The organism is Bradyrhizobium sp. LB14.3 (assembly GCF_040547985.1).
Lineage (GTDB): Bacteria > Pseudomonadota > Alphaproteobacteria > Rhizobiales > Xanthobacteraceae > Bradyrhizobium.
Genome location: NZ_JBEPQT010000048.1, coordinates 1 through 25,348, shown reverse-complemented (window position 1 = coordinate 25,348; position 25,348 = coordinate 1). Strand labels below are relative to the sequence as shown.

The window sequence follows — 25,348 nt, the reverse complement described above, 5'->3', positions numbered from 1 at the left end:
TGCGACGCCGCTGCAGGGCCGGGAACAGCAGCAGCTCCAGGCCCTCGTCGTCCATCCCTTCAGGAAGCGGCCAAGCGAGCCCCGCAAGGCGCGCCGCCGGACGTATCCATGCACGACGCCATTGCTCACCCCCAACATGCGCGCAATGACGCGCTCGGTCAGGCCCTGGTGCCTCAAACGTAGAACTTCTCTGATCCGGCGCATCGACAATCTCTGGGTGGGCATCAGCTTCCTCATTGGTTGAATGAGAAACCCGTAGCCCGGTCGAGTTGTCGGTCGAAGCGTCCGGCACCCCCAAAAGGTGCTCACGATCGCCTGAAATCGCTGCTCACGATCCTCTGAAATCGTTGCTCATGATGCGGTGAAATCCCTGCTCACGATCCCGTGAAACACGCAACAAAGCGGAGCGAGTTGACCTTCTCCCTGGCGATCTGCTCGAGCGCGTCCAGGCGGAACAGGACGCGGCCCTGCTGGACGAGATCGTCAAGCCGATTGTCATAGGCGCCATCCTCGACTTCAGCGTTCAAGCGTGCGGTCTGCATGCCGTTCCAGGTTAAAGTGATGCGATCCTCGCAGCTCTCGCTCGCTTCGAAAGCCAGCTGAAAGTACTGCTGGCGCAATTGCGGCCTGGTCGCCGCCTGCCGCAGATCCTCAATCACGGCCTGCCGGAACTGGGAATTGCCAGAATTTACGGTGTCCCGCAGCCTATCGAGGAAGCGCGCGTATTCCGGCGCACCCGCCTCGTCAGCGAAGTTCTGCCAGGCGGCCAGAACCTCCGGCTCGCCCTCGACCCAGTCGGCCACAGCCTGCGCCAGCGGCCGCTCATGATTCGCCGCCGGTTCCCGGCCCATTGAGAAGAAGACCCGAGGGCCGGTATAGCCTCGCGCATTCAGGGCCATCGCCAGATTCGTCTGCACCCGCTCGGGCAGCGGATTATCCTCCAGATAAACCATACACCCAGAATCTAGCTGCGTTAGCAGGGTCTCCGGCAGGCTGGCTAACCGGTTGTCTCGCACCTCGAGCACCTGGAGCTCGGCCGGGAGGGTCTCGGGCAAGCTGGTCAGCCTGTTGCCGCCGGCATGAAACCTCTGGAGCTCACGCCGGAGCGTCTCGGGCAGGCTAGTCAGCCGGTTGTCACGGGCTGCACAAGCTTGGCGAGGTGGTGTCGAAGACCCTGGAATGCGAGCCGCGGCGCCGCTCGTCACCGGCCTCGAAATCTGGATGCGCCAGCAGCGCACCTTGCTCTCTGCAGGCAACGACACCGCCAAGGCCATCAACTACCTGCTCAACCGCTGGGCGGCGTTCACCCGCTTCCTCGACGATGGCCGCGTCTGTCTCACCAACAACGCCGCCGAACGGGCGCTGCGTGGTGTGGCGGTGGGAAGAAGAAACTGGACCATTGCCGGTTCGGACGCGGGGGGTCATCGGGCTGCCGCTGTCTATACCTTGATCGAAACTTGCAAGATGAACGACGTCGATCCGCAAGCCTGGCTCGCTGACGTCCTGGCCCGGCTTCCAGACCATCCCGCCAACAAAGTCGACGAATTGCTTCCGTGGAATTGGAAGGCGAACCAACGGTCAAAGGCCGCCGTTGCTGCCTGAGAGCTTCGCGGGAGACCATCGCGACGGCCTGGGGTGCTGGCCGGCGCTGGCCGGACGCGTACTCCGCGCTGGCGCAACGGTATGGTCGACATTGCAGCGGGCGCTGCCATGATCGGCTGCAATGTCAAAGATCACCGTAGCTTGATCTGCTACCGTGCCGCGCCGCCACAGCCGCACCGTGCGCGCATAGCCAGATGTCGTCGCCATATCCCGCCCATAAGAGCTCGACAGCACCAGCGTATCGGGATCAATCCATTCAGCTTCGCTCTTGGCTTCCGGTAACACGAAGCTTTCGCGAGCAAACGCTTTCGCGTCGATGTCGAACTCACGCAAGGTGACAGCATCGCTGCCGCGCCGCGAGAGGCTCAGCATGGTGCGTCAATGAGTCCCGGGCAGCGAGGCCGTCGCATTCAGAAGCCAGTCTTCACCCTCGCTGATAGCGAGCTGGTCGATGTCGAGCAGAACCAACGCGGCGTTCGAAAGTCTTCCAGAGTGGTTCGTCGCCAGAGGCCGCGTGGATTGTTGGCGTCCTTCCAGAGATTGTAGAGATAGCCGCCACGGCGGCTAATATACGGTATACTGTCTGATCGATCGTAAATCGAGGCCAGCGCGTCTCGCTCCCGCTCGAATGCCGCTCCGCCAAACGTCTGCAACGTCTTGTAATTCTGCCGCTTGATAAATCTCAGCGCCCGCGCGCTTTCGACTGTTCCAATCACCAATATGGATCATCGTCTGGAGCCGAGAGCGAGGACTTTCCAACCCGCCACTTTGTCTTCGCTCTTGCTTTGATTGCAGTTCACTGCCTCCAGTCCTGGCATTTAGGCCCACCGTGGGTATGCCATCCGCGGTGAAGCGCCGTCTCTCGTAAGTTTCTACGACCTGACGCGACGTGAGATGCAAGGCTAGTCCTTCGACGCAGATGTCGCACGGCATCACAGTTTTAGTGGTGATGATAATACGCGCGCGGTTGGAGCGATCCCAGCGAAGCTCGACTGAAGGATTGCGGCGATGGCCCTCGCGGGTCCATCTCTGCGATGCGGCCCATTTACACCGACGCGAGCGCCATTGTGCGGGATGCTGCGGATCTTCGCGGATATCACGTCGCAGAACCAGCCGACGTTTCGAGTGAACAGTACTTAGACTCTTGGGTAGTATTCGCCTGCGTGATAAAGGCGATCGTTTCCGTCATCAAAGTCTGGTCCTCCCTGCATGTGCACTCCGGTATTCGGCAAATGTGTGTTGTGTTCGATTCCGACGCGGTCGTGTTTCAATGCACGCTCGTGTGTCGCGAAAACGACATTCCCGAAGCGAGGCAGAGGCGGTTTACAGATCGAAGGAAGTTCTGTCTTATTCTATATGCGATAAGTTTGGCCTCGGCGTGGTTGGCCGCTATTGGGTCACGCGGACGCCATGACATAGTGAACGAATCTCCATCACGTCAGCGAAAAGCGTATCGCCTACCGTGCTACTGTGACGCCAGAAAGCCCGATCTTCCAGTTCAAATTAATCAATTCGCGCTTCGCGGGCTCCCCGTGCGACTACCACCCTTCACATCCGTAACAGCCATGACAGGATTTCTGCACTGTCAGCACGGCGAGACGAGTTAGGATCGTTGGATTGCTCTCACCCCGCGCGGCCAGACTAAGAACCTTCTCGGCCAGGCAAGCCTTCAATGAAGACGTCCGCTTTGCTTCAGGCACGATCTGGACAGCATCCTCCAGAGCACTTCTCAGCACAGCATTCAGCTTGGTTTGAGGGGGTGGATATGACATGGCGCAAAATCCTGAAAACTTAGAATCTAACGATGAGGGCCCGGCATGTCCTAGCCTCCTGATGGTCCATCAAAACGTTTGACAACGATGTTTAGTTTTGAGGTGGCAGTCAGTGGCTCAGCTGTGCCCAAAACGAATACAATGACTAGGATCCGTTGAATGTGACAGTGGAGCTTCACAGACAGCTAAATTTTTGTTCTGATCATTGCTGGGCGATCTCGACGTTAACGCGACCGGGAAAGTCGCGCGGCTTAGGCATTCTGCCGTGGTGACGTCCAGATCAAGCCGAAGTGACGCCTGTGCTACGCGGCCTCGTCTTCGAGCCGGACGTGAAGTTGGTGTGTCCCGCGATTGAAGAGGAGTTCGGATCAGCCGAGGCCCGAACGGTCTCTACTGATGGGGCAAGCCACGTCTCCGGCGATATGTGCCGGCCAGGGGCGCGTTGAGGGTGCGCTAGACACTGCCCGGTGGCGACATAGATGCGTCAGTTCGCGAGGACCTTGCCAATAAAGCGGCCGCCGCAGATCACAAGATCTAGGCATTGACCCCGCTGAGGCCCAGGGCCGCGTTCCAACTTCTTATGAGCTTAAGGTGTCGCCCCTTCGGCCTATTTATTCGTTAGCGCCCGCTCGAAAAGCGGCTCGCCGCCTCTCGCGTGTTGAGTATAGCCGCCGCGCTCTGTTCGCTCACTGAGGCGTCGGGGCAGGATTTGCAGACGGCAGCACGGGCGTGGAGTGCGAACCGGAAGGAGTCGCGCCGACGGCCGCCGCTGCTTGGAATTCATCCAGGTGGTCGATGAGCCATTCCAACGTTTGTCCACGTGTCTGTTCGGAGTCGCCGTCGCTTTGCGCTGTTGGAATTCAGGCGTTCTCGCCAGCGAAGCGAAAACTGCACATATCGGGCCGATAAGCCAGCCCGGTCACGTGGCTCCCTTGAAGATGATTGTCGCGTCAAAAAGAAAGTCGAAGATCGGTTGTCTTTCGAACATGGCGCGTACGCGCCAGATGTACCGAGGGATGTCGCGCCGGAGCAAGTCGCTTCGCGTTCACTGTGGAGAGAGACATCCGCAAAGCTTGCCGGCATTCCCGTCGGACTTCCGACCGACATGCCCAAGGCCTGGTTCGTGGCGCTCGCGGCCTCGAAGTCGGCGACGCCGCGGCGGGTGCGGCTGAATGCGACCGCGGACTACGTGGTCGTGCCGCCCGGCCGCCCGACGGCCAAGCGCACGCCATGACGCGCATCACGATCGGTCCGCTCAACGCGTCGAGGGCGATCTCGAAGTTGGCCTCGATGTCGAGACTGGGCGGGTCATGCGCGCGGAGGTGATGGCGCCGCTGTATCGCGGCTTCGAGCAGATCCTGGAGGGGCGTCCGCCCCTCGACGACGCGCTGGCGCTGCGGCCGCGGATCTCCGGCATCTGCTCAGTCTCGCAGTCGGTCGCCGCGGCTGCCGCTCTTCGCGATGCGATGGCGGCCGAGGTCGCGCCGAACGGGTTGCTCGCCACCAATCTCGCGCATGCGGCGGAGAATGCCGCCGATCATCTCACGCACTTCTACATCTTCTTCATGCCGGACTTCGCTCGCGAGGCCTGTGCCGCGCGCGAATGACGAGACACGGGACCGTTTCGCAGCGACGCGAGGCACTGCGACACGCGATGTCTTGCCGGCGCGGGCGCGGCTGCTCGAACCCATGGGTATCTTCGCCGGGAAGTGGCTGCATAGTCTGGCCTTCCAGCTGGCCGATGTCGGCGGCCCGCTGGAGCAGGCGCTGATCGGCACCCGATATAGGCGACGCCGGCGCACGCTCGGTCGCCATCCAGCACGTCGTGCGCTCGTTCGATCCCTGGATCGTGTGCACCGCGCATTGAGTGGTCTCTCGCGCGGGGGCGGAAACTTCGTTGTCACCTGAAATCGAATTGTTTCCGCTTTTCTCGGTCGGGGCATGCGCGCGCACCGCAATTCGAGCAGTTCAAATCTGCAACAATTTGGTATCACTCTACTTCCTTACGCTCCCAGTGCTTGGCCTGCTTCTTGCTGTCCTTGGCGTCATAGGCAAGTCAAAGCCGAGGCGGGAGGATTCATGGGCGCGGCGACGGAAACGTTTTACAGCGTGATCAGGCGACAAGGTATCGCGCGTCGGAGCTTTCACAAATTTTGCTGCCTGACTGCGACGAGTCTCGGCCTCGGGCCGCTGGCGGCGAGCCGCATCGCGAACGCGCTCGAGACCAAGCCGCGCGTGCCGGTGATCTGGATGCACGGCCTCGAATGCACCTGCTGTTCCGAGAGCTTCATTCGTTCCGCGCACCCGCTGGTGAAGGATGCCGTGCTCTCGATGATCTCGCTCGACTATGACGACACCATCATGGCGGCCGCAGGCCACCAGGCGGAGGCGATCCTCGAAGAGACCCGCGCCAAGCACAAAGGGCAATACATTCTCGCGGTGGAAGGCAATCCGCCGCTGAACGAAGGCGGCATGTTCTGCATCGACGGCGGCAAGCCGTTCGTCGAGAAGCTGAAGATGATGGCGGAGGATGCGATGGCGATCATCGCCTGGGGCGCTTGCGCCTCGTGGGGCTGCGTGCAGGCGGCCAAGCCCAATCCGACGCAGGCGACGCCCATCGACAAGGTCATCGCCAACAAGCCGATCATCAAGGTGCCGGGATGCCCCCCGATCGCCGAAGTGATGACCGGGATCGTCACCTTCATCACCACTTTCGGCAAATTGCCCGAGCTCGACCGTCAGGGCCGGCCGAAGATGTTCTACTCGCAGCGCATCCACGACAAGTGCTACCGGCGGCCGCATTTCGACGCCGGCCAGTTCGTCGAGGAGTGGGACGACGAGGCGGCGCGCAAGGGCTATTGTCTCTACAAGATGGGCTGTAAGGGCCCGACCACCTACAACGCCTGCTCGACCGTGCGCTGGAATGGCGGCGTCTCCTTCCCGATCCAGTCGGGCCATGGCTGCATCGGCTGCTCGGAAGACGGATTCTGGGACAAGGGTTCGTTCTACGACCGTCTCACCAACATCAAGCAGTTCGGCATCGAAAAGAACGCCGACCAGATCGGCATGGTGGCGGCCGGAGCCGTCGGTGCGGCAGTCGCCGCGCATGCAGCGGTGACCGCGGTGAAGCGGCTCACCGGCAAGCGCGAAGACGCGCACCACACCAGCTAAGCGCCAAAGAGATCCAAGGGTAAGAAAATCATGGGTATCCAAACTCCCAACGGCTTCAATCTCGACAATTCCGGCAAGCGCATCGTCGTCGATCCGGTGACCCGTATCGAAGGTCACATGCGGGTCGAGGTCAATGTCGACGCCGACAACGTCATCCGAAACGCAGTCTCCACCGGCACGATGTGGCGCGGGATCGAGGTGATCCTGAAGAACCGCGATCCCCGCGACGCCTGGGCGTTCACGGAACGGATCTGCGGCGTCTGCACCGGCACGCACGCGCTGACGTCGGTGCGCGCGGTCGAGAACGCGCTCGAGATCACCATTCCGGAGAACGCCAATTCGATCCGCAATCTGATGCAGCTTGCCTTGCAGGTGCACGATCACGTCGTTCACTTCTATCACCTGCACGCGCTGGATTGGGTCGATGTGATCTCCGCGCTTTCGGCCGACTCGCGGGCAACTTCGACGCTCGCGCAGTCGATCTCGAGCTGGCCGCTGTCGTCGCCAGGTTACTTCAAGGACCTGCAAATCCGTCTCAAGAAGTTCTTCGAGTCGGGGCAGTTGGGGCCCTTCAAGAACGGCTATTGGGGCAGCAAGGCCTACAAGCTGCCGCCCGAGGCCAATCTGATGGCGGTCGCGCACTATCTGGAGGCGCTCGATTTTCAGAAGGAGATCGTCAAGATCCACACCATCTTCGGCGGCAAGAATCCGCATCCGAACTGGCTCGTGGGCGGCGTGCCCTGTCCGATCAACGTCGACGGCACCGGCGCGGTCGGTGCCATCAACATCGAGCGCCTGAACCTGATCTCGTCGATCATCGATCGCCTGATCGAGTTCAACGAGCAGGTCTACCTGCCCGACGTGGCGGCGATCGGTTCGTTCTACAAGGACTGGCTCTACGGCGGCGGTCTTTCCGGCAAGAGCGTACTCTCTTATGGCGACGTGCCGGAACACGCCAACGACTACTCCTCCAAGAGCCTGAAGCTGCCGCGGGGCGCCATCATCAACGGCAATCTCTCGGAGGTGCTTCCCGTCGATCATGCCAACCCCGATGAGATCCAGGAGTTCGTGGTTCACTCCTGGTACAAATATCCCGACGAAACCAAGGGACTGCATCCCTGGGACGGCGTGACCGAGCCGAAATACGTGCTGGGGCCCAATGCGAAAGGCACCAAGACCGCGATCGAGCAGCTCGATGAGGGCGGAAAATATTCATGGATCAAGGCGCCGCGCTGGCGGGGTCACGCCATGGAGGTCGGCCCGCTGGCGCGTTGGGTGGTGGGCTATGCGCAGAACAAGGCCGAGTTCAAGGATCCTGTCGACAAGTTCCTGAAGGATATGGACCTTCCGCTGTCGGCGCTATTCTCGACGCTCGGTCGCACGGCGGCGCGCGCGCTGGAGTCGGTCTGGGCCGGACGACAAATGCGCTACTTCCAGGACAAGCTCGTCGCCAACATCAAGGCCGGCGACAGCTCGACCGCGAACGTCGACAAGTGGAAGCCGGAGAGCTGGCCGAAGGAGGCCAAGGGTTTTGGCTTCGCCGAGGCGCCGCGCGGCGCGCTCGCGCACTGGATCAAGATCAAGGAAGCCAAGATCGACAACTACCAGTGCGTGGTGCCGACCACCTGGAACGGCTCACCGCGCGATCCGCAAGGGAACATCGGTGCATTCGAGGCCTCGCTGATGAACACCCCGATGGTTAATCCCGAGGAGCCTTTGGAGATCCTGCGCACGATCCATTCCTTCGATCCGTGCCTGGCCTGCTCCACGCATGTCATGAGTCCGGACGGCCAGGAAATGGCCAGCGTCAAGGTCAGGTGAAGCAGGGGGAAACGCCATGATGGATGTAGCTGCACGTCCGGCGGAAGCCGAGCCGGACCTCTCCGCGATAGCGGCCGATGCGGCCGGCGAACATGGGGTCGGCCGTCCCGCCGTCTACGTCTACGAAGCGCCGGTGCGGATCTGCCATTGGGTGAACGCGTCCTCGATCATCGTGCTGATGGTGACCGGATATCTGATCGGAACGCCATTGCCGTCAGTCGAGGGCGAGGCCTCGGCGAACTTCGTGATGGGCTATATCCGCTTTGCCCATTTCGCGGCGGGGCAGGTGCTGGCGGTATTCTTCCTTGCCCGCATTCTGTGGGCCTTCGTCGGAAATCACCATTCCCGGCAGATTTTCTATCTGCCGGTGCATCGCAAGCACTTCTGGAAGGAAGTGCTGCATGAAATCCGCTGGTATGCGTTCCTGGAGCGCGAGCCGAAGATGTATGTCGGCCACAACCCGCTGGCGCGGACCGCGATGTTCACGGGCTTCACGCTGTTCGTGGCGTTCATGATCGTTACCGGCTTTGCGCTCTATTCGGAAGGTGCGGGCAGCGACAGTTGGCAGCGCAAGCTGTTCGGCTGGGTGTTCGCTATCTGGCCGAACAGCCAGGACGTTCACACCTGGCATCATCTCGGCATGTGGGCGCTGGTCGTGTTCGTGATGGTGCACATCTACGCCGCGGTCCGCGAGGACATCATGTCGCGCCAGAGCATCATCTCCTCGATGATCTCCGGCGAGCGGCAATTCCGCGACTGAGAAACTGGAATGATACCGATGCCGACATCTTCGCAAGCAAACCGCATCCTGGTGCTCGGCATCGGCAACATCCTGTGGGCCGACGAAGGCTTTGGCGTGCGTGCGGTGGAGGAATTCCACCGCCGCTACGCCGTGTCCGACAACGTCACCATTCTCGACGGCGGCACGCAGGGGCTCTACCTCGTGAACTATCTGGAGGATGCGGATCGTTTGATCGTGTTCGACGCGATCGACTATGGGCTCGAGCCCGGGCAGTTGAAGCTCGTTCGGGACGACGAGGTGCCGCGTTTCACCGGCGCCAAGAAGATGAGCTTGCACCAGACCGGCTTCCAGGAGGTCATCAGCGCGGCCGACCTGCTTGGCCGTTGTCCGCGACATCTCGTATTGATCGGCTGCCAGCCGCTCGACCTCGAGGATTGGGGTGGGCCGCTGACGAAGCCGGTGCGCGATCAGATCGCGCCGGCGCTCGAGCTTGGTTGCGAGATCCTGGTCGAATGGGGCGTCGAGGTGATGCCGCGCACCGCGCCGTTGGCAGAATCGGAGCGGCTGCTCGCCAACGACATCGATCATCAGCATTACGAGATGAGGGGGCGGCCGGCCTGACCGGCTGCACCGTCGGAGATCCGTCATGTGCCTCGGTTTGCCGATGACGATCGTTGAGACTGACGGGATATCGGCGCTGTGCGAGTTCCGAGGCGAGCAGCGGCGCGTTTCGATGCTGCTGCTCTCGAACCCGCCGGCCGGTGCCAGGGTGCTGGTCTTTATCGACACCGCGGTTCGGCTTCTGCATGAGGCCGAGGCGCGCCTGATCGGCGCCGCGATCGACGGTCTGGGCGCAGCGATCAATGGCGAGGATTGCGATCGCTTCTTCGCCGACCTCATTGACCGCGAGCCGCAACTGCCCGAGCATCTCCGGCTTGATTAGGGCGGCAGCCCGCTCCGCGAGAGCCCGCGTCCTCGCTGGAAGATAAATTTCTATCTGCTAAGTTCATTTTCGTCCGATATGGAAATTAGCTTTCCGTCTTGGGATTGATGCATCTCCTGTCGTGGAAATATATGATTCAAATCAACTAGATAAATCAGGAAAGGTGATAACCGTCCTTGGCACGTACCTTGCTGATCCCTATTCCCAGCAGAATCATAAGCTTGTCAGGAGAGGTCTGATGAAATTCCAGCAGGGAAAGCAGGATCTGGCGCGGCGTGGCTTGCCGGAGGTGGATGCTGCGACGGTCGATCGTTTTCTGAATACGACCGACGAGGCCGGCGCCATCGCCGTGTTGCTGTCGGCGGGAGACCCCGCGCGTTTTCCGGAGGCGATCGACGTCGCGGTCGTGCTGCCGGAGCTGATCGAGGCATTCAAGGGTCGGTTGCGTGCCGCGGTGATCGCCCGCGGTGCCGAGAGCGAACTCGGCCAGCGTTTTGGCGTGCGCGTGCAGCCGACGCTGATCTTCGTCGCTAAGGGCGAGACACTCGGGCTGATCCCGAAGATCCAGGACTGGTCGATCTATGTCGACCGCATCACCAAGCTGATCGACCGTCCGCGCGGCACGAGCGCCGTTGTCATGACAACCATCGTTCCCCAGCACCGCCAAGGTGCCGAACTATGAGAGCGGGTTTCTGGACGGCGCCCGAGAGCGCGGAGCAGCCTATCAACGTGTTTCCGATCGGCGATGAGAGCCTGAACGCGACGAGCGGCAGCCTGACCGCGGCCGGTGCCTTGGCCAAGCTTGCCACGCTCGACAGCGCGGAACTCGCCAGGATCTGCCCGACCGCCATCGAGCTGTTGTCGAAGGTGGCCGCAGCGATCGCGAGCCAGAAGGCCGACATGCCGACGCAACTGTTCCGGCTTGGCAATCTCAACGATCTCGAGCGCAAGCTGATTGCCGACGTGATGGGCGAGGGCGAAGTGGCCGCTGTCGTTGCGCTGCCCGATGGATCGTTGGCGCAGATCCAGGAATCTGTGCTGGCCGGGATCTGGCGCGTGCGGCTCGAGAGCGACGCCAATCACGAATATCTCGAGGTCGGGCCGATCCCGGAGATCGTGAAGCGCGCCGCTGCCGATCTCACGGCTGCGGATTTCGAGATCGGGCAGACCCCCGAAGGTGCCATGAACGTGCTGCCGGTGCTTGCGGAAATCCGCGAGCGGGCGCTCGCATGGCGGCCGGGCATCCGCTCCCAGATCATCAATTTCACGCTGCTGCCGATGAGCCCGGTCGACATGAGTTTTCTCCAGGACACGATCAAGAACGGGCCGATCCAACTGGTTTCTCGCGGCTATGGTACCTGCCGAGTGCTCTCCACGGGCATCCGCAATGTCTGGTCGGTGCAGTTCTTGAACGCCATGGACACCATCATCCTCGATACGCTGGAGGTCGGCGGCGTGCCGACGGTGGCGATTGCGGCTGACGAGGACTTCGAGGACTCGGCTGAGCGGCTTCAGGAGATCATCGAGGCCTATTTCAAATGAGCGGGTTCGAGAATTTTGGCGTGCGCCAGGACGTCGCCGATGTCACGCGGCTGGAATGCGGCATCTGCTGGACAGTCTATGATCCCACCGATGGCGACGGGGTGGCACAGATCGCGCCAGGCACTCCGTTCGCGGCGTTGCCGAAAGACTGGCGCTGCCCGAACTGCGACTCTCCAAAATCCAAGTTCATGGCGTTCAAGTCATGACGGCTGATGCGCAAATTCCTGCCAGCGACGCCGACGCCGAAGTGTGGGGCGAGTTCTTGGCAGGAAGCTATCGGGAGATCGGCGAGCGCGCGATGCGCGATCTGCCGATCTACAACGACGCGCTCGGCGTCGAAGCGGTCGGTTTCCGCTGGTTCAACGGCACGACTATCGGCATCATGGTCACGCCCTGGTTCATGAACGTGGTGATGCCGGCGAGCGCGATCGCACGGGATACGTCGGGCCCGAGCCTGCGAAGCCGCTTCCCTGCGGGCAATATCGAATTCACTCTCAGCGAGGTCGGACAAATGGGCCTGATCGCGAGCTGCTCGCTGTTCTCGCCGATGTTCCAGTTCGCGGACATGGTCGCCGCGCGGGCGACGGCCGAAGCGACCCTAGCCGAGCTGATGCTGCCGGCCGACAGCGAGGAGGCGGTCCGTCGTCGCGAGCCCGCAACAAGCCCGATCGATCGGCGTAACTTCCTGCGCTGTGTTCTGACGGAGCGGTGCGGATGAGCCTGGCCTTCCGCAACGAGATCGACATCACGGTGTGGCTCGCCGGCGGCACGATCGCCGACGTCGCGATCCGGCCGCGCAGCCGGCCGCCGTTGACGCGCTTGTTCGCGGGAAAGCCGGCCTCGTCACTGCCGTCGGTGCTGCCGCGTCTGTTCTCCCTGTGCTCGATGGCGCATCAGGTAGCTTTCCTGTCCGCGGTCGAGGCGGCGCGGGGAGAGAATGCCGGTCTCCAGATCGAGCGCGGTCGCGTCGTCGCTGTCGTCGCCGAACGCCTGACCGAATTGTTACGCGGCCTGTTCGTTGGCCGTCTCACGCTTGACGGCGCCGGCGCCGCAGCCGTTCGTGCCATGATGGAGGCCACGGCCGTTCTGGGTGGCAGCATCGCCGAGCGCGGGGAGGCGGTCTCCCGCCGCCAGGCGGCGGCGAAGATCAGGGCATCGCTCGCCGCGCTCGGGATCGCGAGCGAGGAGCAAACCCCCGGGGCCGGCAGCGCGCTGGCGGTACATCTTGCGAATTTCGATGGCGATGCCTTGCTGCCGCCGGTGGTCGAACAGTCATTCCTGTCGGCAGCCGACGATCTCGAAATCGTCATGCGGCTGCTTGCCGATGGCGCGATATTCTCCGATGCGCCTGATCTCCATGGCCGGATTCCGGAGACCGGCGTCTGGGCGCGGCGGGTTGGGCGTGAGCCGATCCTGCCGCCGGGCGCGGGGCCCGCCGAGCGTCTGAAAGCGCGGATCGCGGAAGTGGCGCGGCTCTGCGCCTTCCTCGAGGCGGACGATGGGACAGTCGAGGACGGTGTCCTCCAGAGCTACCGGCTGGGGACCGGCAGAGGCGCGGGTGCCGTCGAATGCGCGCGGGGCCGGCTCTATCATGCCGTCGAGCTCGACGATGAAGACCGCATCGTCCGCTTCGAATTCTTGGCGCCGACGGAGTGGAATTTCCATGCCCGCGGGCCGTTGGTTCGCAGCCTCCAGGACTCCGTTCTCGCCGGGGGCCGGCAGGGGCTGGATGCGGTCCGCACGCTCGTCGGCTCGTTCGATCCGTGCGTCGGCTTCAGCCTCAGCTTCCGCGAGATCGGCCATGCATGAGATGGCGCTGTGCGAGGGAATCATCGAGATTATCCAGGAGGAGTCGCGCAAGCGCGCCTTCGCTAGGGTGAACGTCGTGTGCCTGGAGATCGGTGCGTTCAGCCATGTTGCGCCTGAGGCGATGAAGTTCTGCTTCGAGGCCGTCGCCGCACGCACCATTGCGCAAGGAGCAAGGCTCGAGATCGTCGAGACGCCGGGAGCGGCCTGGTGCGTGGCCTGCTCCAAAGGCGTCGAGATCAAGCAGCGCTATGAGCCGTGTCCGTCCTGCGGCAGCTATCAATTGCAGGTCACCGGCGGCGAAGTGATGCGCGTGAGGGAACTGGAGGTCGACTGATGTGCACGGTATGCGGTTGCAGCGATGCCAAAGCGTCCATCGAACACACCCATGATCATTCCCATGATCATTCCCATGATCATTCCCATGATCATTCCCATGGGTACGATCATTCGGATCATCATGGGTACAGCCACGACCGTCACCATCATCATGATCACGCGCCCGGCGATGGCGGGCTGGTCGATTGCAGCGCCAACGCGGCAGGCCAGCAGATCGCCGGCATGAGCAGCGACCGCATCATCCAGGTCGAGCGCGACATTCTCGGCAAGAACAATCGGCTTGCCGCCGACAACCGCGCGCGCTTCCGCACCGACGACGTGCTCGTCTTCAACCTGGTCTCGAGCCCCGGCGCCGGAAAAACCTCGCTTCTGGTTCGCGCCGTGTCCGAGCTGAAGGACGGCTTTCCCATTGGCGTGATCGAAGGCGATCAACAGACCTCCAACGATGCCGAACGGATCCGCTCGACCGGCGTGCCGGCGATCCAAGTCACTACCGGCAAGGGCTGCCATCTCGATGCCGCCATGGTCGGCGAAGCCTATGACCGCTTGCCCTGGCTTAACGGCGGCATCCTCTTCATCGAGAACGTCGGTAATCTCGTCTGTCCCGCGGCGTTCGATCTCGGCGAGGCCTGCAAGATCGTGGTGTTCTCGACCACGGAAGGCGAGGACAAGCCGCTGAAATATCCGGACATGTTCGCAGCCTCCTCTCTGATGCTGATCAACAAGATCGATCTTGCGCCCGTACTCGACTTTGATCTTGCAAGGACGATCGAATATGCACGCCGGGTCAGTCCGAAGATCGAGGTTTTGACCGTGTCGGCGTGCACCGGTGAGGGTTTTGCGGCATTCTATGCCTGGATTCGTAAGCGAGTTGCACAGATGAAGCCGACCGAGATGGCCGTGTCGGGATGAGCATGAGCGGCGAGGCCATAGCGCGAGACCGAAGACGGCTGCGCCTGCATGTGCGCGGCGCCGTGCAGGGCGTGGGCTTTCGTCCGTACGTCTACGGCCTCGCCGCGCGCTATCGGCTCGGCGGCTTCGTTGCCAATGATCCCGATGGCGTGGTGATCGAGGTCGAGGGCGACCGCGCCGCCGATTTTGTCCATGCGCTGCCGCTGGAAAAACCGCCACTGGCTCGGATAGACGAGATTTCCATGCAATCGGTCGGCATCACCGAAAGCGACGAGTTCCACATCCGCGCCAGTGAGCAGGGCAAGGTCTCGACCCGGATCGCCGCCGATGCCGCGACCTGTCCGCAGTGTCTGAGCGAGCTTTTTGATCCGGCGAGCCGCTTCCATCTCTATCCTTTCGTCAACTGCACCCATTGCGGCCCGCGCTACACCATCGCCGAGCGGCTGCCCTATGACCGCCGTGCCACCGCGATGAGGCGCTTCGCGATGTGCAAGGCCTGCGCAGCAGAGTATGCCGATCCAGAGAGCCGTCGCTTCCACGCCGAAGCAATTGCCTGCCCGCGATGTGGGCCAAGCATCAGTCATGGTACCAAACAGATCGCCGCTGCGATCGCCGACGGGAGGATCGTCGCGATCAAGGGGCTCGGCGGATATCAATTGCTGTGCAATGCCCGTGAAGATGCGGCCGTGTGGCGTCTGCGGCAGCGGAAGCATCGCAACCAGAAGCCGTTCGCCGTCATGGTCGGCTCGACGGATGTGGTCGGCGAGATCGCTGAAATCGATGCGGTCGCGCTCGCGCTGCTGGAATCCTCGCCGCGGCCGATCGTGCTGATGAGATCCCGCCATATGCTCGCGCCCGGGATTGCGCCGGAGCTGTCGCGGATCGGCGTCATGCTGCCCGTCGCGCCGCTGCATCATCTGGTGCTGAAGGCGCTCAATTCGGCGCATCCGCGAGCGGACGGCGCAAGTTGGGCGATCGTGGCAACCAGCGCCAATCCTGGCGGCGAGCCGCTGGTGATCATCAATGAGGAGGCCAATCGGCGGCTTGCCGGCATCGCCGACCTGATCGTCACGCATGACCGCGACATCGTCACCCGCGCGGACGACTCTGTCGTGTCGGTGATCGCGGGCCGGGCGCAGTTCATCCGCCGCGCCCGCGGCTATATTCCCGAGCCGATTAGGCTCGCGAAGTCCCTCCCATCGGTGCTTGCGGTCGGCGGCGCGCTGAAGTCGACGGTCACCGTCATCCGCGGCAACGAAGCCTTCGTCTCCCAGCACATCGGCGATCTCGACACCGCGGAAGGCATTCGCTTTTTCGAGGAGACGGTGGATCACCTGCTCTCGACGCTGGACATCGAGCCTGTCGTCATCGCCCACGACCTGCATCCGAACATGGCCTCGACCCGTTTCGCCGAAGCCAGCGGCAGGCGGCTGATCGCGGTCCAGCATCACCATGCCCATGCGGCATCCGTGATGGCGGAACATGGCGTCGCAGGGCCAGCGTTGGCGCTGGTGCTCGACGGCTTCGGCTATGGCAGCGACGGTGGCAATTGGGGCGGCGAGTTGCTCTCGTGCGATGGTGCACGCTTCCGGCGGCTCGGACATCTGGCGCCGATGAAGATGCCGGGTGGCGATCGCGCGACGCGCGAGCCGTGGCGCATGGCCGCGAGCGTGCTGCACGCGTTGCGGCGCGGCGACGCGATTGCGAAGCGCTTTGCGATGCAGCCGCAGGCTGCGCGTCTCTGCGCTATGCTCGACCAGCCCGGCATGCCGACGACGACCAGCGCCGGCCGGCTGTTTGACGCGGCGGCGGGGCTGCTTGGTCTCTGTCCGGTGCAGAGTTACGAGGGCGAAGCCGCAATGAAGCTGGAAGCGCGTGTCCGCACACCGCGCCTCGCGGAGGACGGCTGGACGATCGAGAATGGCGTGCTGTCTCTTTTCCCCTTGCTCGAGCGCCTTGCGGTCGATCCGGTCGATGGGGCCGAGCTCTTCCATGGCACCTTCGCCGCCGCCTGCATCGACTGGATCGCGCGCGCGGCACTGGAGACCAGCGTCACGACCGTCATCCTGGGCGGTGGCTGCTTCCTCAACGCGATCCTCGCAGACGAGATCGGGCGCGGCTGCGTCGCCGCCGGGCTCTCGCCGTTGCTGCCTCGCCAGGTGCCGTCCAATGACGGCGGCCTCAGCCTCGGGCAGGCCTGGGTCGCCGCGCTCCAACTCCTCGAACAGCAAGGCCCGGAAGGAAACGCCTGATGTGTCTCGCGATACCTGCTGAGGTCACAAAGCTCCTGCCGGACGACATGTCCGTCGTCTCGATCGATGGCGTCAGCAAGGAGATCTCCGTGGCGCTGATCGAAAACCTCGCCGTCGGCGACTACGTGATCATCCATGTGGGCTACGCCCTGACCAAGATCGATCCGGAGGAGGCGCAGCGGACGCTGGAGCTGTTGCGTGAAATCGGCGCCGAATGCCGGGAGGCCGCGCAATGAAATATGCCGACGAGTTTCGCGACAAGGAGATCGCGGTGGGATTGGCGAAGGCGATTCGCTCGGAGGCCGACCCGCAAAAATCCTATCGTTTCATGGAATTTTGCGGCGGCCACACGCATGCAATCTCCCGCTACGGGCTGGAGGACATGCTGCCGAAGAACGTGCGGATGATCCACGGCCCCGGCTGCCCTGTCTGCGTCTTGCCAGCGGGACGCATCGACATGGCGATCCGGCTCGCCGAACGGCCGGACGTGATCCTTTGCATCTACGGCGATCTGATGCGGGTGCCGGGCTCGCAGGGTGCCTCGCTGCTGAAGGCCAAGGCGCGCGGCGCCGACATCCGTATGGTTTATTCCACGATTGATGCAATCCGTGTTGCGGAAGAAATTCCCGGCCGCCCGGTCGTGTTCTTCGCCATCGGCTTCGAGACGACGACGCCGCCGACGGCCGTGATGATCCGGCTCGCCGAGAAGAAGCAGCTCAAGAACGTCAGCGTGTTCTGCAACCATGTGGTGACGCCGCCGGCGATGCAGAACATCCTGGAAAGCCCTGATATCCGCAATATCGGCCGCGTCGAGATCGACGGCTTCGTCGGGCCGGCCCATGTCTCGACCATCATCGGCACCAAGCCGTACGAGTTCTTTGCCGAAGAATTCGGCAGGCCGGTGGTGATCGCGGGCTTCGAGCCGCTTGACATGATGCAGGCCATCTTGATGCTGGTGCGGCAGGTCAACGAGCACCGACATGAGGTCGAGAACCAGTATAGCCGCGCAGTGACCCGTGATGGCAATCTGCGCGCCAAGGAGGAGGTCTCCGACATCTTCGAGCTGCGCGACCAGTTCGAGTGGCGCGGTCTCGGCCTAGTGCCTTATAGCGGGCTCAAGCTGAAGCGGGCCTACGACAAATACGACGCCGAGGTCCGCTTCGACATGAACGAGCTTCGGGTTGCCGACCATCCGGCCTGTGAATGCGGCGCCATCCTGCGCGGCGTGAAGAATCCGGTTGACTGCAGGCTGTTCGGCACGGTGTGCACGCCAGAAGCGCCGATGGGGTCCTGCATGGTCTCGTCCGAGGGTGCATGTGCGGCACACTGGACCTACGGCCGCTTCCGCGATCATCAGCAACGGCGGGCGTCATGAAAGCCCATCAGCGCAAGCTCGACATAAGGAACGGCTGCGTCGACCTGTCCCACGGATCCGGTGGCCGCGCGATGTCCCAACTGATCTCGGGCCTGTTCCACGAGGCCTTCGGCAATGAATGGCTGGCGTGCGGCAACGACCAGTCTGCGTTCGATGTCGGCGCCGGGCGCATGGTGATGACGACCGACGGCTATGTGGTCTCGCCGCTGTTCTTTCCGGGCGGCAATATCGGCTCGCTCGCCGTGCATGGCACGGTCAACGACATCGCCATGGCCGGCGCGCGGCCCCTCTATCTCTCGGCGAGCTTCATCATCGAGGAAGGTCTTCGTTTCTCCGACCTGAAGATGATTGCGGATTCCATGGGCGAGGCCGCGCGAGCCGCGGGCGTCTACATCATCACCGGTGACACGAAGGTCGTCGAGCGCGGCAAGGCCGACGGCCTGTTCATCTCGACCGCCGGGATCGGTGTCGTGCCCGCCGGGCTCGACCTCTCTGCCGGGAATGCCCGCGTCGGCGATCGTGTCCTGATTTCTGGAACGCTCGGGGATCATGGCGTCGCCATCATGTCCAAACGCCGGAACCTCGCTTTTGAGACCGAGATCGTATCGGATTCGGCGTCGTTGCATGATTTCGTTGCGAGCATGCTGGCGGCCGGCGGCGAGGGCATCCGTTTGATGCGCGATCCCACCCGCGGTGGGCTCGCCGCGACGCTGAACGAGATCGCCCAGCAGTCCGGCCTCGGCTTCCAACTTCAGGAGGCGGCGATCCCGGTGAAGCCCGGTGTTGCTGCGGCCTGCGAACTGCTCGGGCTCGATCCGCTCTACGTCGCCAACGAAGGGAAGCTGGCAGCGATCGTGGCGCCCGAGGTTGCAGCAGCCGTGCTTGCGGCGATGCGGATGCATCCGCTCGGCCGTGATGCCGCCGAGATCGGCGAGGCCGTCGCAGACGACCACCATTTCGTGCAGATGGCGACGAGTTTTGGCGGCGGAAGGATCGTCGACTGGCTATCGGGCGAACAATTACCCCGGATCTGTTGAGGCTCAGGATGCGCATTCTGCTTTTGTCGCATTCCTTAAACAACTTGACGCAGCGGCTGCATGTCGGACTCCGCGAGCGTGGCCATGAGGTCTCCGTCGAGCTCGATATCCATCCCGACGTGACCGGCGAAAGCATTGCGCTGTATCGGCCCGACCTCGTTATCGCGCCGTTCTTGAAACGGGCGATCCGGGACGATGTCTGGCGTGCCGTGCGTTGCCTCATCGTGTACCCCGGCCCGCCCGGTGACCGCGGTCCTGCGGCTCTCGATGGGGCCATTCTCGAGGGCGTCGCGCAGTGGGGTGTCACGGTGCTGCAGGCGGATGGCGAATTCGACGCCGGTCCAATCTGGGTCCATCGCACGTTCCCGATGCGGCGTGCCGCGAAGTCCAGCATCTACCGCAACGAGGTCACCTCCTACGCGGTGGAGGCGGTGCTCGAGGCCATTGCCGCGATCGAGGCCGGGCACGAGGCGCCCGCGCCCATGGCGAGCGACGATCCGCGCATTCGCGTGCGGGGGCCCTGCCGGCAAGCGGATCGCGCGATCGACTGGCAACCCGACACAACCGTCGAGGTGCTTCGCAATATCGACAGCGCCGACGGCATGCCCGGCCTGACCGACAGTCGGTTCTGGCAGGACGTCCGGCTGTTCGATGCGCATGAGGCCCATGGCATCTCCGGCGAACCCGGCACCGTGGTGGCGCAGTGCGACGGTGCGCTGGCCCGGGCGACCGTCGACGGCGCGGTCTGGATCGGCCAGGTCCGGAGTGTCGCGCCGAAGAGCTTGAAACTTGCGGCGACGAAGATCTTCGCGTCGGAAGCCGCGCATCTGCCGCACAGGCCAGGATGCGGTACGGTCCGATCGAATATCGCGAGCATTGCGAGGTTGGCGAGCTGCAATTCAACTTCTACAACGGCGCCATGAGCTCCGACAGCTGCAAGGCACTGCTCAACGCCTATCGAACCGCGCTGCGCGCGCAACCAAGGTGCTGCTGCTGACCGGCGACCGTGATTATTGGTCGAACGGCATTCATCTTGCCGAGATCAAGGCCGCCGACAGCGCGGCGGATGAGTCCTGGCGCAACATCAAACGCCATCGACGATCTTCCGCGGGCCATCATCGAGACCACCGATCGGCTGGTTGTTTCCGTCGTTCGCGGCAATGCCGGCGCAGGCGGTGTGTTCCTCAGCCTCGCCGCCGACGAGGTCTGGGCCCGCGATCGGACCGTGCTCAATCGGCATTACAAGGACATGGGCAATCTCTACGGTTCGGAATACTGGACTTATCTTCTGCCGCTGCGCGCGGGTGCCGCGAATGCGGCCATGATCACTCAATGCCGGCTGCCGATGGGCGTGGCTGAGGCCGGACGCCTCGGCATCGTCGATCGCGTGCTGACGGCCAGGGGCGCCGCAACGGACGATCTCGTGAAGCTCGCGGCCGCGCTTGCATCGGATCCGACTATGCCGCGCGCCTCATCGACAAGCGAAGGCGCCGCGCCGCTGACGAAGCCGAGAAGCCGCTCGACGCGTACCGCAACGAGGAGCTGCGCCGCATGCGGCTCAACTTCTACGGCTTCGATCCAAGCTACCACGTGGCGCGTTACAATTTCATTCACAAGGCCCCGAAGTCGCGTACGCCGCTGACCATCGCTAATCACCGGTCGCGGCGTGAGCGCGGACAACCTACCTGCATGGCGGCGCGATCATGAGCATGCCAGGAAACGTGTAGGACACGTGCCAGGAGACGTCAAAGGAACCATTCTCGTCGTCGTTAACGAGAGACAGTCGCAGGAGGCTCTGCGGCGCGTCCGCGTGGATCGTGGTCGAAAGTCTCTATAGCATGGATCGCGATTTCGCGCCGCTCGAAGACCTGGTCGCAATCGCGGACCGACCCGATGCATTGCTGATCGTGGATGAGGCGCATACAGCTGTCTACGGTGAGCAAGGGCGGGAGCTAACCGCGCCTTGTGAGGGGCGCGAAAACCTTCTGGTCGTTCACACCTGTGGCAAGGCGCTCGGTGCCGGCGACGCGCTTGTCACTGCATCCGGTGTGCTGCGCAATTTAATGGTCAATCGCTGTCGTCCATTCATCTTCGCCACCGCACCCTCGTCCTTGATGGCCATCGCCGTGTGGGCAGCGCGATCGATCCTGCAGGAGGAGTCCGAGCGTCAGCAGCATCTGGCCAAGCTCGTCACGTTTACGCATCGGCAGATGCGTAAACGTGGCTGGCAAAGTCCTTCGGGCTCGCAGATTGTGCCCTGTTTCGTTGGCGACAATGCGCGCGCAATGCGGCTTGCCTCTGCACTGCAGGCTCGTGGCTTCGATATCTGCTCAATCCGGCCGCAAACGGTGCCAGTCCGCACGCTTGTCTACGAATTTCACTGACGCGCAACGTCGCCGAGGAGGATGTGTTTGCAATCCTTGATGCTCTGAGCGAGGAGACGACAAATGAGGCTCAATGAGCCAGCAGATCTGTTGGCGGTTACGGATATCAAAGTCCGAAGATCAGTTTTTTCCGCAGTGTCGGTCGATCTCATGCGGCGAAATTTCAATCTATTCAGCCTGGCCGCGAAGGAGAGACCAGCGAGCTCGTCGCACCGCTGGCCGATCCCTAGCTTTGATCCTTCCAAACCTCAGATCGCCTGGCGTGCTTTGCTTGAGGAAAGCTCGAGATCCGCCTCGCATGAAAAGCTTTGTGAACGACTGATCGGGCGCCGCAATTCGGCAACAAGCGGCCAACAATTAGGTAAATTAGGCTCATAGCTCAGGCAATAAAGAGCGCGAATTTGGATACTATCCGTCGATTAGGGTGGAGCAAAATGACAGCATTCAATGCTCGATGCGCTCACTGAGAAGACGAGAGGACGCGCTCGATGAGCCAGCGGATCGTGGTGACCGGTACGGGTACTGGAATCGGAAAAACGGTGTTTTCCGCGGGGCTCGCCAATCTCCTCGGCGCCAACTACTGGAAGCCGATTCAGGCCGGCCTCGAAGGAGAGACCGATACTCAGATCGTCGCAAGACTGGGTGGTCTGTCGGCCGATCGCATCGTGCCCGAGCGCTACCGCCTGACAGCGCCTGCTTGGCCCAATCATTCCGCGGAACTTGACGGAGTTCGCATCGACGCGGACTCGCTCAATGTGCCGGACACTGCGGAGCGGCCGCTCGTGATCGAGGGCGCCGGCGGGCTAATGGTGCCGCCGAGTGGCGATACGCTCTACATCGATGTCTTTGAGCGATGGCGGCTACCAGTCGTTCTCTGTGCGAGCACAGCGCTTGGCACCATTAATCACACACTGCTCTCGATAGAGGCACTGCGAAAGCGCGAGATCGGCATCCTTGGGATTGCCTTCATTGGCGAAAAAAATGCTGAGGCGCAGATTGCTATTCGCGAGATTGGGCGGGCGCGTTGGCTCGGGCGATTGCCCTGGCTTTCTTCCCTAAGCACGGACACGCTGCAGACGGCGTTCAAAGCGTCATTCCGCTGCGATGATTTCATACAATAATCGCCGGTGGCAATCTCACCCATCTTGCCTCTGTCTCATCGAACGCAGACGGGAGCTCCCAAGGCGGGATTCGATCTGCTCCGCATGCTTTTCTGACGAAAGCAGCCGCTTCGGCTTCGCCAAAGCAGCCTTTAAATCGACATCTCGCCGACCACATAGCTAGGGGATATCGGATCTCGCCAGTTAAAAAAGACTGGCGCACCCTGCGCCAGGCGATGCAGCTATACGCGCCCTATTGGCTCGATCTGTGATTTACGTCGAGAATGCGGGTCAGAGCGTGGGATTTCACAGTCAAGGCCCTGTCTGTTTGCATCAATTGGGATTCAGGTATCGTTAGGTTCAGCAGTCACGGCGAAAAGAGCGCGCATTCATGTGCGCCGAGAGGCTTGGCATAGTCGTCCCGTAGGTCAGTGCTGCGGTGAAGAAAACGCAGGAGGCACCCACGTAACGTCGACAGGAAGCGAGAAGGCACGATAGCTCTTATCGTTCCCAGCACGCTTCAGTAAAGTTCTGCGCAATGTGCGGTCAAAGTTTTGGAGTCGTACGCGACTACGGCTGGCGTACGGCACTTTGCTCCAAGGAATGTGTTGACCGGTTCAGGCAGCGCCGGGACAAATGGCTTCGTCCGTCGCGGAGGGCTTGAGACTGGCGAGATTAGTCCACAATCGATGATATGCAGTCGGCCCGTAGTTTCCGTAGCAATCCAGAAGATCGGCGGATCATAAGCCGGGTCTCGGAAGTCTCATCGGCGATCGCGTCTGCAGTTGAGAGCAGGGATTAGCCAGCCACGCAAGGCATTTCCCGAACGTGCAGCAGGGAGCGTAAGGAAGGTAGCAGTGGCATGCATTGTCGACGTCAAAGCGGCGCAACGCACACCTGTTCGGCTTTAAGCTAGCTGCTTGCCTTGGCACAGAGGCTGTTCAGTGCCAGCGAGAGGCTTTTGAGCTGATAGGTATCGAGGTCGACGACTTTGAAGGTTGCCAAGGCTGCGTCCAAGCTTCCAGAGCCTGGACGTTGCACCGGCCTAGCGTCCGAAATTGATGCAAAGAGCATGCAATTTCAAAGACATGGGTTGGGCGCCGAGACGCACGCCGAACAAAAACCGATCAGGAACCCGCAAAGACCCGAAGATAGTGGCGAAAAGTCCTTGAAAAAGTCCCGGACGTTCGCCGCCCGTTCCAGGCGACGGGAGGGTCACTCGCATGAGCGAGCTGATCGCGCTCACGCGTCATGGCGCATTGTGATGTTGCCGCCCGGCGCCGGGCGGCGGAGTAGGGCAGCATGTACCGAGTTCGATTTCCCCACGGAGTGTGGTTACATTTCGTGATTGAACCGCTTAACTCTGCTATCGACCAACCTTTATATTTACAGATTATGAGGCGTACGATGTCATCTTCAGAAGAAGACGATCGGCGCGAATTTCTAGAGGCTTGCGGCAGGTTCGCCTCCGTAACACCTCCGGCCATCACAGTGTTGCTTTCGACCTCACTTACTAGCAGCGCAATTGCGAGCTCCGACGGCCGGCGCCGTCTATCCCTAATCACTACCGCTGAGAACCGAAGGCCGCGAGAAGCACCCTCAGAAGCGGCGCAAGAATCCGGAGTCACCGCTCCCACTCAGGTCACTCCACAGACCTAGCGAAGGAGGCGATTGCAACCTGCTGGACGCCGACGCTGCTGACTTTAGCCTCACACGTGCGCGATCACTTTTCTCTTGTTGCCGCCGCCCGCCGCGCTCATCGACCCGCGAACAGCACAAGGCCCCGCCGAAACGGGGCCTTTCTCTTCGAATCTCAGAGCGGCTAAGCTGACCATAGTGAGGGGTGTCGGCACTTCGTAGAAGAGCCAACAGGGGTGCAGCGTTTCATCGGATCGAGACGACACGCGGGACTGCGTCATGCTCGACCAACCGCATCCTATCTTTTTGAAACAGGCACTATTGGAAGTCGATAACAAGGCCGCCACGCGGCTTCCGAAACCCGTAGCTTTCGAAGTGGCCTTTGCCCGAAGAGCTTGATCGCGGCGATCTGATGGCGGCCGCGCTTGGTTGGATGATCCGATCTTTTCGTCATAGGGACTTGCGGCGATCGATCGCTTGCCCCACATGCGAACTCGCCGGACATCCGAGGCACGCGATCCGCGACCTTCGATCTTCCCGCTGGCGCTTGCGAGCCATCAATCCGTGACCCCCTAAAAAGAAAAACGGCCCCGCAGTGTGAAGCTGCAAGGCCGTTGTTAATGCCCGATGAAAGCTTGGCGGCTGGTCGGACAAACGCGGGGCTCGAGGTGATCGATCGGCAGACCGACGCCCTGGTCATGGGGCTCGATCGAGAAATTACGCATGAGAAGCTGCGGATTGCGGTCGACGCGATCCTAAATGGAGCAGCCTTTATCGGCACCAACCCCGACCTCCTGTTGCCGACGGCTGGTAGGTTAGAGCCGGCTTCGCAAATTTGAACAGGTCGCTAAGTGGAGTTTCTGCCTGAAGGCGGCGATAATCGCCGTGAACAGGAGAGACTATGAGCAGACG

The 25,348-nt window shown here is 62.1% G+C and carries 23 protein-coding genes and 5 pseudogenes; 25 read left to right on the top strand and 3 right to left on the bottom strand.

What is annotated here, in order from left to right:
- Positions 1 to 225: pseudogene (locus tag ABIB00_RS37145) on the bottom strand (IS21 family transposase); the annotation flags it as partial.
- Between the two features lie 149 nt (positions 226 to 374).
- Positions 375 to 1,055: an NEL-type E3 ubiquitin ligase domain-containing protein gene (locus ABIB00_RS37140; RefSeq protein ID WP_354107788.1), complete on the bottom strand. Its 681-nt coding sequence runs from the start codon at positions 1,053 to 1,055 to the stop codon at positions 375 to 377.
- Positions 1,056 to 1,194: 139 nt separating this feature from the next.
- On the opposite strand from ABIB00_RS37140, the pseudogene ABIB00_RS37135 reads away from it, so the two are divergent.
- A pseudogene (locus ABIB00_RS37135) lies at positions 1,195 to 1,602 on the top strand (IS66 family transposase); the annotation flags it as partial.
- Here the strand turns inward: ABIB00_RS37135 and ABIB00_RS39250 are convergent.
- Positions 1,579 to 1,974, bottom strand: coding sequence for a hypothetical protein (locus ABIB00_RS39250; RefSeq protein WP_502917947.1), 396 nt, complete (start codon positions 1,972 to 1,974; stop codon positions 1,579 to 1,581). The pseudogene ABIB00_RS37135 and the gene ABIB00_RS39250 overlap by 24 nt on opposite strands.
- Before the next feature lie 2,463 nt (positions 1,975 to 4,437).
- Between ABIB00_RS39250 and ABIB00_RS37125 the strand changes: the two are divergent.
- The 24 genes and pseudogenes from ABIB00_RS37125 to ABIB00_RS37010 all read left to right on the top strand — a co-directional run.
- Positions 4,438 to 4,608, top strand: a pseudogene (locus ABIB00_RS37125) (NADH-quinone oxidoreductase subunit B family protein); the annotation flags it as partial.
- Positions 4,605 to 5,162 (top strand): annotated as a pseudogene (locus ABIB00_RS37120) (nickel-dependent hydrogenase large subunit); the annotation flags it as partial. The pseudogenes ABIB00_RS37125 and ABIB00_RS37120, both read left to right, overlap by 4 nt.
- Before the next feature lie 291 nt (positions 5,163 to 5,453).
- The gene (locus ABIB00_RS37115) at positions 5,454 to 6,545 is read left to right on the top strand and encodes a hydrogenase small subunit (RefSeq protein WP_354107787.1); all 1,092 of its coding nucleotides are present in this window, start codon (positions 5,454 to 5,456) and stop codon (positions 6,543 to 6,545) included.
- A 30-nt stretch (positions 6,546 to 6,575) separates the two neighbouring features.
- Positions 6,576 to 8,366 carry a nickel-dependent hydrogenase large subunit gene (locus tag ABIB00_RS37110; RefSeq protein WP_354107786.1) on the top strand — a complete coding sequence of 597 codons (1,791 nt, stop codon included), beginning with the start codon at positions 6,576 to 6,578 and terminating at the stop codon, positions 8,364 to 8,366.
- A gap of 16 nt (positions 8,367 to 8,382) precedes the next feature.
- The gene (gene cybH / locus ABIB00_RS37105) at positions 8,383 to 9,126 is read left to right on the top strand and encodes a Ni/Fe-hydrogenase, b-type cytochrome subunit (RefSeq protein ID WP_354107785.1); all 744 of its coding nucleotides are present in this window, start codon (positions 8,383 to 8,385) and stop codon (positions 9,124 to 9,126) included.
- A gap of 18 nt (positions 9,127 to 9,144) precedes the next feature.
- Positions 9,145 to 9,729 carry a HyaD/HybD family hydrogenase maturation endopeptidase gene (locus tag ABIB00_RS37100; RefSeq protein ID WP_354107784.1) on the top strand — a complete coding sequence of 195 codons (585 nt, stop codon included), beginning with the start codon at positions 9,145 to 9,147 and terminating at the stop codon, positions 9,727 to 9,729.
- Positions 9,730 to 9,754: 25 nt separating this feature from the next.
- Entirely contained in the window at positions 9,755 to 10,051 is a 297-nt protein-coding gene (locus ABIB00_RS37095) for a HypC/HybG/HupF family hydrogenase formation chaperone (protein WP_247511870.1), read from the top strand.
- 238 nt (positions 10,052 to 10,289) lie between these two features.
- A complete protein-coding gene (locus ABIB00_RS37090; protein ID WP_354107783.1) occupies positions 10,290 to 10,733 on the top strand; it encodes a thioredoxin domain-containing protein in 444 nt (147 codons plus the stop codon).
- A complete protein-coding gene (locus ABIB00_RS37085) occupies positions 10,730 to 11,593 on the top strand; it encodes a hydrogenase expression/formation protein (RefSeq protein ID WP_354107782.1) in 864 nt (287 codons plus the stop codon). The genes ABIB00_RS37090 and ABIB00_RS37085 overlap by 4 nt, the downstream gene beginning before the upstream one ends.
- The gene (locus tag ABIB00_RS37080; protein ID WP_354107781.1) at positions 11,590 to 11,799 is read left to right on the top strand and encodes a rubredoxin; all 210 of its coding nucleotides are present in this window, start codon (positions 11,590 to 11,592) and stop codon (positions 11,797 to 11,799) included. Before ABIB00_RS37085 ends, ABIB00_RS37080 begins: the two co-directional genes overlap by 4 nt.
- Positions 11,796 to 12,311 (top strand): [NiFe]-hydrogenase assembly chaperone HybE, encoded by a 516-nt coding sequence (gene hybE, locus ABIB00_RS37075; RefSeq protein ID WP_354107780.1) that lies wholly within the window; start codon positions 11,796 to 11,798, stop codon positions 12,309 to 12,311. The genes ABIB00_RS37080 and hybE overlap by 4 nt, the downstream gene beginning before the upstream one ends.
- The gene (locus tag ABIB00_RS37070; protein ID WP_354107779.1) at positions 12,308 to 13,402 is read left to right on the top strand and encodes a nickel-dependent hydrogenase large subunit; all 1,095 of its coding nucleotides are present in this window, start codon (positions 12,308 to 12,310) and stop codon (positions 13,400 to 13,402) included. The genes hybE and ABIB00_RS37070 overlap by 4 nt, the downstream gene beginning before the upstream one ends.
- The gene (hypA, locus tag ABIB00_RS37065; protein WP_354107778.1) at positions 13,395 to 13,736 is read left to right on the top strand and encodes a hydrogenase maturation nickel metallochaperone HypA; all 342 of its coding nucleotides are present in this window, start codon (positions 13,395 to 13,397) and stop codon (positions 13,734 to 13,736) included. The genes ABIB00_RS37070 and hypA overlap by 8 nt, the downstream gene beginning before the upstream one ends.
- Positions 13,736 to 14,650: a hydrogenase nickel incorporation protein HypB gene (gene hypB, locus ABIB00_RS37060; protein WP_354107777.1), complete on the top strand. Its 915-nt coding sequence runs from the start codon at positions 13,736 to 13,738 to the stop codon at positions 14,648 to 14,650. The genes hypA and hypB overlap by 1 nt, the downstream gene beginning before the upstream one ends.
- A complete protein-coding gene (hypF, locus tag ABIB00_RS37055; protein WP_354107776.1) occupies positions 14,647 to 16,902 on the top strand; it encodes a carbamoyltransferase HypF in 2,256 nt (751 codons plus the stop codon). The genes hypB and hypF overlap by 4 nt, the downstream gene beginning before the upstream one ends.
- On the top strand, positions 16,902 to 17,138 hold the full coding sequence (locus ABIB00_RS37050; protein WP_354107775.1) for a HypC/HybG/HupF family hydrogenase formation chaperone: 237 nt from the start codon (positions 16,902 to 16,904) through the stop codon (positions 17,136 to 17,138). The genes hypF and ABIB00_RS37050 overlap by 1 nt, the downstream gene beginning before the upstream one ends.
- Positions 17,135 to 18,277, top strand: coding sequence for a hydrogenase formation protein HypD (hypD, locus tag ABIB00_RS37045; protein ID WP_354107774.1), 1,143 nt, complete (start codon positions 17,135 to 17,137; stop codon positions 18,275 to 18,277). The genes ABIB00_RS37050 and hypD overlap by 4 nt, the downstream gene beginning before the upstream one ends.
- Positions 18,274 to 19,314: a hydrogenase expression/formation protein HypE gene (gene hypE, locus ABIB00_RS37040; RefSeq protein ID WP_354107773.1), complete on the top strand. Its 1,041-nt coding sequence runs from the start codon at positions 18,274 to 18,276 to the stop codon at positions 19,312 to 19,314. The genes hypD and hypE overlap by 4 nt, the downstream gene beginning before the upstream one ends.
- A gap of 119 nt (positions 19,315 to 19,433) precedes the next feature.
- Positions 19,434 to 20,237: a formyltransferase family protein gene (locus ABIB00_RS37035; protein ID WP_354107772.1), complete on the top strand. Its 804-nt coding sequence runs from the start codon at positions 19,434 to 19,436 to the stop codon at positions 20,235 to 20,237.
- Between the two features lie 143 nt (positions 20,238 to 20,380).
- The gene (locus tag ABIB00_RS37030) at positions 20,381 to 20,956 is read left to right on the top strand and encodes an enoyl-CoA hydratase-related protein (protein ID WP_354107771.1); all 576 of its coding nucleotides are present in this window, start codon (positions 20,381 to 20,383) and stop codon (positions 20,954 to 20,956) included.
- Positions 20,957 to 21,125: 169 nt separating this feature from the next.
- A pseudogene (locus tag ABIB00_RS37025) lies at positions 21,126 to 21,775 on the top strand (aminotransferase class I/II-fold pyridoxal phosphate-dependent enzyme); the annotation flags it as partial.
- Positions 21,762 to 22,076: a hypothetical protein gene (locus tag ABIB00_RS37020; protein WP_354107770.1), complete on the top strand. Its 315-nt coding sequence runs from the start codon at positions 21,762 to 21,764 to the stop codon at positions 22,074 to 22,076. The pseudogene ABIB00_RS37025 and the gene ABIB00_RS37020, both read left to right, overlap by 14 nt.
- A 110-nt stretch (positions 22,077 to 22,186) precedes the next feature.
- Positions 22,187 to 22,819 (top strand): dethiobiotin synthase, encoded by a 633-nt coding sequence (gene bioD / locus ABIB00_RS37015; RefSeq protein ID WP_354107769.1) that lies wholly within the window; start codon positions 22,187 to 22,189, stop codon positions 22,817 to 22,819.
- A gap of 2,237 nt (positions 22,820 to 25,056) precedes the next feature.
- Positions 25,057 to 25,275 carry an HAD family hydrolase gene (locus tag ABIB00_RS37010; protein WP_354107768.1) on the top strand — a complete coding sequence of 73 codons (219 nt, stop codon included), beginning with the start codon at positions 25,057 to 25,059 and terminating at the stop codon, positions 25,273 to 25,275.
- Positions 25,276 to 25,348 lie beyond the last annotated feature (73 nt).

Bases quoted from the DNA above. Each gene is read 5' to 3' on its own strand.
- hypF (WP_354107776.1), top strand. From the start codon at position 14,647: ATGAGCATGAGCGGCGAGGCCATAGCGCGAGACCGAAGACGGCTGCGC.
- cybH (WP_354107785.1), top strand. From the start codon at position 8,383: ATGATGGATGTAGCTGCACGTCCGGCGGAAGCCGAGCCGGACCTCTCC.
- ABIB00_RS37010 (WP_354107768.1), top strand. From the start codon at position 25,057: ATGCCCGATGAAAGCTTGGCGGCTGGTCGGACAAACGCGGGGCTCGAG.
- bioD (WP_354107769.1), top strand. From the start codon at position 22,187: ATGAGCCAGCGGATCGTGGTGACCGGTACGGGTACTGGAATCGGAAAA.
- ABIB00_RS37115 (WP_354107787.1), top strand. From the start codon at position 5,454: ATGGGCGCGGCGACGGAAACGTTTTACAGCGTGATCAGGCGACAAGGT.
- ABIB00_RS39250 (WP_502917947.1), bottom strand. From the start codon at position 1,974: ATGCTGAGCCTCTCGCGGCGCGGCAGCGATGCTGTCACCTTGCGTGAG.
- hypA (WP_354107778.1), top strand. From the start codon at position 13,395: ATGCATGAGATGGCGCTGTGCGAGGGAATCATCGAGATTATCCAGGAG.
- ABIB00_RS37100 (WP_354107784.1), top strand. From the start codon at position 9,145: ATGCCGACATCTTCGCAAGCAAACCGCATCCTGGTGCTCGGCATCGGC.
- ABIB00_RS37070 (WP_354107779.1), top strand. From the start codon at position 12,308: ATGAGCCTGGCCTTCCGCAACGAGATCGACATCACGGTGTGGCTCGCC.
- hypE (WP_354107773.1), top strand. From the start codon at position 18,274: ATGAAAGCCCATCAGCGCAAGCTCGACATAAGGAACGGCTGCGTCGAC.
- ABIB00_RS37095 (WP_247511870.1), top strand. From the start codon at position 9,755: ATGTGCCTCGGTTTGCCGATGACGATCGTTGAGACTGACGGGATATCG.
- hybE (WP_354107780.1), top strand. From the start codon at position 11,796: ATGACGGCTGATGCGCAAATTCCTGCCAGCGACGCCGACGCCGAAGTG.
- ABIB00_RS37030 (WP_354107771.1), top strand. From the start codon at position 20,381: ATGAGTCCTGGCGCAACATCAAACGCCATCGACGATCTTCCGCGGGCC.
- ABIB00_RS37020 (WP_354107770.1), top strand. From the start codon at position 21,762: ATGAGGCTCAATGAGCCAGCAGATCTGTTGGCGGTTACGGATATCAAA.
- hypD (WP_354107774.1), top strand. From the start codon at position 17,135: ATGAAATATGCCGACGAGTTTCGCGACAAGGAGATCGCGGTGGGATTG.
- ABIB00_RS37110 (WP_354107786.1), top strand. From the start codon at position 6,576: ATGGGTATCCAAACTCCCAACGGCTTCAATCTCGACAATTCCGGCAAG.
- ABIB00_RS37080 (WP_354107781.1), top strand. From the start codon at position 11,590: ATGAGCGGGTTCGAGAATTTTGGCGTGCGCCAGGACGTCGCCGATGTC.
- ABIB00_RS37085 (WP_354107782.1), top strand. From the start codon at position 10,730: ATGAGAGCGGGTTTCTGGACGGCGCCCGAGAGCGCGGAGCAGCCTATC.
- ABIB00_RS37050 (WP_354107775.1), top strand. From the start codon at position 16,902: ATGTGTCTCGCGATACCTGCTGAGGTCACAAAGCTCCTGCCGGACGAC.
- ABIB00_RS37090 (WP_354107783.1), top strand. From the start codon at position 10,290: ATGAAATTCCAGCAGGGAAAGCAGGATCTGGCGCGGCGTGGCTTGCCG.
- hypB (WP_354107777.1), top strand. From the start codon at position 13,736: ATGTGCACGGTATGCGGTTGCAGCGATGCCAAAGCGTCCATCGAACAC.